Origin of the sequence: Escherichia sp. WS1451 (genome assembly GCF_046487365.1) — a bacterium.
GTDB classification, from domain to species: domain Bacteria; phylum Pseudomonadota; class Gammaproteobacteria; order Enterobacterales; family Enterobacteriaceae; genus Escherichia; species Escherichia coli.
This window is the reverse complement of record NZ_JBJQJP010000022.1, coordinates 58,976-64,978: the sequence shown is the minus strand read 5'-3', so window position 1 is coordinate 64,978 and position 6,003 is coordinate 58,976. Positions and strand designations below refer to the sequence as shown.

The 6,003-nt window shown below is 49.5% G+C and carries 6 protein-coding genes and 1 pseudogene; 6 read left to right on the top strand and 1 reads right to left on the bottom strand.

Going from position 1 to position 6,003, the window contains the following annotated elements; translation table 11 throughout:
- Positions 1-60 precede the first annotated feature (60 nt).
- From ACJHX7_RS21625 to ybdG, 6 genes and pseudogenes are all read left to right on the top strand, one after another.
- Positions 61-278: pseudogene (locus ACJHX7_RS21625) on the top strand (hypothetical protein).
- A gap of 214 nt (positions 279-492) precedes the next feature.
- A complete protein-coding gene (locus ACJHX7_RS21620) occupies positions 493-1,611 on the top strand; it encodes a YbdK family carboxylate-amine ligase (RefSeq protein WP_001130634.1) in 1,119 nt (372 codons plus the stop codon).
- A 65-nt stretch (positions 1,612-1,676) separates the two neighbouring features.
- Entirely contained in the window at positions 1,677-1,925 is a 249-nt protein-coding gene (locus ACJHX7_RS21615) for a DUF1158 domain-containing protein (RefSeq protein WP_000682518.1), read from the top strand.
- A 64-nt stretch (positions 1,926-1,989) separates the two neighbouring features.
- Positions 1,990-2,358 carry an MmcQ/YjbR family DNA-binding protein gene (locus ACJHX7_RS21610; RefSeq protein WP_000360954.1) on the top strand — a complete coding sequence of 123 codons (369 nt, stop codon included), beginning with the start codon at positions 1,990-1,992 and terminating at the stop codon, positions 2,356-2,358.
- A gap of 93 nt (positions 2,359-2,451) precedes the next feature.
- Positions 2,452-3,105 (top strand): oxygen-insensitive NAD(P)H nitroreductase, encoded by a 654-nt coding sequence (gene nfsB, locus ACJHX7_RS21605; protein ID WP_000351480.1) that lies wholly within the window; start codon positions 2,452-2,454, stop codon positions 3,103-3,105.
- A gap of 107 nt (positions 3,106-3,212) precedes the next feature.
- Positions 3,213-4,460, top strand: coding sequence for a mechanosensitive ion channel YbdG (gene ybdG, locus ACJHX7_RS21600; RefSeq protein WP_001153128.1), 1,248 nt, complete (start codon positions 3,213-3,215; stop codon positions 4,458-4,460).
- A gap of 67 nt (positions 4,461-4,527) precedes the next feature.
- Here ybdG and pheP read toward each other — a convergent pair whose 3' ends face one another.
- Positions 4,528-5,904 (bottom strand): phenylalanine transporter, encoded by a 1,377-nt coding sequence (gene pheP / locus ACJHX7_RS21595; protein ID WP_000786307.1) that lies wholly within the window; start codon positions 5,902-5,904, stop codon positions 4,528-4,530.
- Between the last annotated feature and the right edge of the window lie 99 nt (positions 5,905-6,003).

Sequence of the window (6,003 nt, the reverse complement as noted above, 5' to 3'; positions counted from 1 at the left end):
GTAGTGAAGTAGTGATTCACGACTTCAAGGCGCTTTTCAAAAGGGTATTTTGGCTTTGACATATCAGGGGCTATTCCATTTCATCGTCCAACAAAATGGGTGCAGTACAGGGTTGATAGAAATATCTCCTGGGGCTTCATCTTTCCAGACCTCAAAGTTAACCTGAAACCGGAAAGCTTCAGGCACCCGCAGTTATCTTACCCTTCCTCAACAAAATAGCTGTTTATTTATACAGTAAATCCTGTTTCGGACTTCTCACTCCCCATTTGATCAACTGAAGCTGAACCCGTTTTTTTCTGCATGCCGCAATCGTCAAAATTCTCCGCCGCCAGCCAGCTCTGCCATAACTTGGCACATTGCAAAAGTAGCCAAATTGCTTCAGTAGCAATCAGTCACCATCACCAAAAAAAAGAAACATTCCAGAACTTCCGCATCTCGCCCAGCCGCTCCGACTTCTATACTGAATAGAAAACGCCAACATAAGAGAAACCTATGCCATTACCCGATTTTCATGTTTCTGAACCTTTTACCCTCGGTATTGAACTGGAAATGCAGGTGGTTAATCCGCCGGGCTATGACTTAAGCCAGGACTCTTCAATGCTGATTGACGCAGTTAAAAATAAGATCACGGCCGGAGAGGTAAAGCACGATATCACCGAAAGTATGCTGGAGCTGGCGACGGATGTTTGCCGTGATATCAACCAGGCTGCCGGGCAATTTTCAGCGATGCAGAAAGTCGTATTGCAGGCAGCCGCAGATCATCATCTGGAAATTTGCGGCGGTGGCACGCACCCGTTTCAGAAATGGCAGCGTCAGGAGGTATGCGATAACGAACGCTATCAACGAACGCTGGAAAACTTTGGTTATCTCATTCAACAGGCAACCGTTTTTGGTCAGCATGTCCATGTTGGTTGCGCCAGTGGCGATGATGCCATTTATTTGCTGCACGGCCTGTCACGGTTTGTGCCGCACTTTATCGCCCTTTCCGCCGCGTCGCCATATATGCAAGGAACGGATACGCGTTTTGCCTCCTCACGACCGAATATTTTTTCCGCCTTTCCCGATAATGGCCCGATGCCGTGGGTCAGTAACTGGCAACAATTTGAAGCCCTGTTTCGCTGCCTGAGTTACACCACGATGATCGACAGCATTAAAGATCTGCACTGGGATATTCGCCCCAGTCCTCATTTTGGCACGGTGGAGGTTCGGGTAATGGATACCCCGTTAACCCTTAGCCATGCGGTAAATATGGCAGGATTGATTCAGGCTACCGCCCACTGGTTACTGACGGAACGCCCGTTTAAACATCAGGAGAAAGATTACCTGCTGTATAAATTCAACCGTTTCCAGGCCTGCCGCTATGGGCTGGCAGGTGTCATTACCGATCCGCACACTGGCGATCGTCGACCGCTAACGGAAGACACCTTGCGATTGCTGGAAAAAATCGCCCCTTCTGCAAATAAAATTGGCGCATCGAGCGCAATTGAAGCCCTGCATCGCCAGGTCGTCAGCGGTCTGAATGAAGCGCAGCTGATGCGCGATTTCGTCGCCGATGGCGGCTCGCTGATTGGGCTGGTGAAAAAGCATTGTGAGATCTGGGCCGGTGACTAAGCCGGGAATTGCCTTACAGAAGAATATCCCTGACAATGGTGTTTTAACTTACATTTAACAATGTTATGAAACACCCTTTAGAAACCTTGACCACCGCAGCAGGCATTTTGCTGATGGCTTTCCTCTCTTGCCTGCTGCTGCCCGCCCCCGCACTGGGGCTAACGCTGGCACAAAAACTGGTGACCATGTTCCATCTGATGGATCTTAGCCAGCTTTACACTTTATTGTTTTGTCTGTGGTTTTTAGTGCTGGGCGCTATTGAGTATTTTGTTCTGCGCTTTATCTGGCGACGCTGGTTCTCGCTGGCGGATTAAACGTCGATTATCGCCGAACTTCGCGGCATACTTTGCTTATTCTCCTTCGCCTAAAGGAACGTTTATGGATAAGCAATCACTGCACGAAACGGCGAAACGCCTGGCCCTTGAGTTACCCTTTGTCGAGCTTTGCTGGCCTTTTGGCCCGGAGTTCGATGTTTTTAAAATTGGCGGCAAGATTTTTATGCTGTCGTCGGAGCTGCGCGGCGTCCCCTTTATCAATCTGAAGTCCGATCCACAAAAATCCCTGTTAAATCAGCAGATATACCCGAGCATTAAGCCAGGATATCACATGAATAAAAAGCACTGGATTTCAGTGTATCCCGGCGAGGAAATCTCCGAAGCGTTACTTAGCGATCTGATCAACGATTCGTGGAATCTGGTGGTTGATGGTCTGGCTAAACGCGATCAAAAAAGAGTGCGTCCAGGCTAAAGCGGAAATCTATAGCGCATTTTTCTCGCTTACCATTTCTCGTTGAACCTTGTAATCTGCTGGCACGCAAAATTACTTTCACATGGAGTCTTTATGGATATCATTTCTGTCGCCTTAAAGCGTCATTCCACTAAGGCATTTGATGCCAGCAAAAAACTTACCCCGGAACAGGCCGAGCAGATCAAAACGCTACTGCAATACAGCCCATCCAGCACCAACTCCCAGCCGTGGCATTTTATTGTTGCCAGCACGGAAGAAGGTAAAGCGCGTGTTGCCAAATCCGCTGCCGGTAATTACGTGTTCAACGAGCGTAAAATGCTTGATGCCTCGCACGTCGTGGTGTTCTGTGCAAAAACCGCGATGGACGATGCCTGGCTGAAGCTGGTTGTTGACCAGGAAGATGCCGATGGCCGCTTTGCCACGCCGGAAGCGAAAGCCGCGAACGATAAAGGTCGCAAGTTCTTCGCCGATATGCACCGTAAAGATCTGCATGATGATGCAGAGTGGATGGCAAAACAGGTTTATCTCAACGTCGGTAACTTCCTGCTCGGCGTTGCAGCGCTGGGTCTGGACGCGGTACCCATCGAAGGTTTTGACGCCGCAATCCTCGATGCAGAATTTGGTCTGAAAGAGAAAGGCTACACCAGTCTGGTAGTTGTTCCGGTGGGTCATCACAGCGTTGAAGATTTTAACGCTACGCTGCCGAAATCTCGTCTGCCGCAAAACATCACCTTAACCGAAGTGTAATTCTCTCTTGCCGGGCATCTGCCCGGCTATTTCCCCTCAGATTCTCCTGATTTGCATAACCCTGTTTCAGCCGTCATCATAGTCTGCTGTTGTATAAAGGAGACGTTATGCAGGATTTAATATCCCAGGTTGAAGATTTAGCGGGTATTGAGATCGATCACACCACCTCAATGGTGATGATTTTCGGTATTATTTTTCTGACCGCCGTCGTGGTGCATATTTTTTTGCATTGGGTGGTACTGCGGACCTTCGAAAAACGTGCCATCGCCAGTTCACGGCTATGGTTGCAAATCATTACCCAGAATAAACTCTTCCACCGTTTAGCTTTTACCCTGCAGGGGATTATCGTCAATATTCAGGCGGTATTCTGGCTGCAAAAAGGCACCGAAGCGGCAGATATTCTGACTACCTGCGCGCAGTTGTGGATCATGATGTATGCGCTGCTTTCAGTCTTCTCGTTGCTGGATGTTATTTTGAATCTGGCGCAGAAATTCCCGGCGGCATCTCAGTTACCGCTGAAAGGGATATTTCAGGGGATTAAACTGATCGGCGCGATTCTGGTCGGCATTTTGATGATCTCGCTGTTGATTGGTCAGTCGCCAGCGATTCTGATCAGCGGTCTTGGTGCAATGGCTGCCGTGCTGATGTTGGTATTTAAAGATCCGATTCTTGGTCTGGTGGCAGGTATTCAGCTTTCCGCGAACGATATGTTGAAACTGGGCGACTGGCTGGAGATGCCGAAATACGGCGCGGATGGCGCGGTGATCGATATTGGGTTAACCACCGTCAAAGTGCGTAACTGGGACAATACCATTACCACTATTCCCACCTGGTCTCTGGTCTCTGACTCCTTTAAAAACTGGAGCGGGATGTCAGCATCTGGCGGGCGACGTATTAAGCGCAGTATCAGTATTGATGTCACCAGTATTCGTTTTCTTGATGAAGACGAAATGCAACGTCTGAATAAAGCGCATTTGTTAAAACCTTATTTAACCAGCCGCCACAAGGAAATTAATGAGTGGAATCGCCAGCAAGGTTCTACGGAGTCGGTATTAAACCTGCGCCGAATGACCAATATTGGAACCTTTCGTGCCTATCTGAACGAATATCTACGTAACCATCCGCGGATTCGCAAAGATATGACCTTAATGGTGCGCCAATTAGCTCCGGGCGATAACGGTTTACCGCTTGAGATCTACGCGTTTACTAATACCGTGGTGTGGCTGGAATATGAAAGCATTCAGGCTGATATATTCGATCACATATTTGCGATTGTCGAAGAGTTTGGTCTGCGACTTCATCAGTCGCCAACCGGCAATGATATTCGCTCTCTTGCAGGTGCATTTAAGCAGTAATTAAAAAAACCGCTCTCATCGAATGGATGAGAGCGGACATCGTTTTGTCGGATGTAGCGTGAATGCCTTATTTCCGACGCAGCGTTTTAAATGCTACAAACAGGAATACAATCCACACCGGCAGCAGAATCGCTGACAAGCGCATATCATCCATCGTGCACATCAGCAGCAAAATCATGCCGAGGAAGGCAATGCAGAGATAGTTGCCGAACGGATAAAGCAGCGCCTTAAACTGTGTTTCACGTCCCTGACGTCGCATCGCAGCACGAAAACGAAGATGCGCCAGGCAGATCATAATCCAGTTCAACAGCAGCGTTGCTACCACCAGCGCCATCAGCAGACCAAACGCTTTTTGCGGCAGCAGATAGTTGATTAACACCACCAGCGAAGTGATCGCTCCGGAAAGCATCAGCGAGTTAATCGGCACACCGCGACGGCTGACGCGAGTCAAAAACTTCGGCGCATTACCCTGCACAGAAAGGCCAAACAGCATGCGGCTGTTAGAGTAAACCCCGCTGTTATACACCGATAATGATGCTACCAGAATGACGAAGTTCAGCGCAGAAGCTACCACGTTGCTGTCGAGATTATGGAAAATCATCACAAACGGGCTACTGTTGGATTTCACTTCCACCCACGGATAGAGTGCCAGTAAAACCACCAGTGAACCGATATAAAACAGCAGGATGCGATACACCACCTGATTCACTGCTTTCGGGATGCTTTTTTCCGGAGCGCGCGCTTCAGCGGCAGTAATCCCAATCAGCTCCAGCCCGCCGAAGGAGAACATAATCACCGCCAGCGACAAAATCAGCCCATTCCAGCCGGTGGCAAAGAAACCGCCATAGCGCCAGAGGTTATCGATACTGGCTTTCTCGCCGCCGTGCCCAGAAAACAGCAGCCACAGGCCAAAGCCGATCATACCGATGATCGCCAGCACTTTAATCAGCGCAAACCAGAACTCGGTTTCGCCATATAAGCGCACGTTCACCAGGTTAACGGCGTTGATGATAATAAAGAAGGCGGCAGCCCAAATCCACGTTGGAACATCCGGGAACCAGTACTGCATATAGATGCCCGCAGCGGTCAGCTCTGCCATTCCCACCAGCACGAACATTACCCAGTAGTTCCAGCCAGAGAGGAAGCCCGCAAACGGTCCCCAGTATTTATAGGCAAAGTGGGCAAATGAACCGGATACCGGCTCCTCAACCACCATTTCGCCAAGCTGGCGCATAATCAGGAAAGCGATGATCCCGGCGACGCCGTAGCCCAGCAATACAGCCGGACCCGCCATCTGAATCGCCGGGCCAATGCCAAGAAACAGACCAGTACCAATTGCGCCACCCAGCGCAATCAGTTGAATATGACGGTTATGTAATCCGCGATGAAGCGTCGGCTCTTGATTCGACGCAGTATCTTCCGATACGGTTGACGCGTTTTTCACGCCTTTCCCCTGTGTGTCTTTTTTGTTGAGGGGCACCTTTTAACATTTAGTGCCCATCGTCGCAAGACACAATCCACACGGTTAAACCGGGTATCCTGC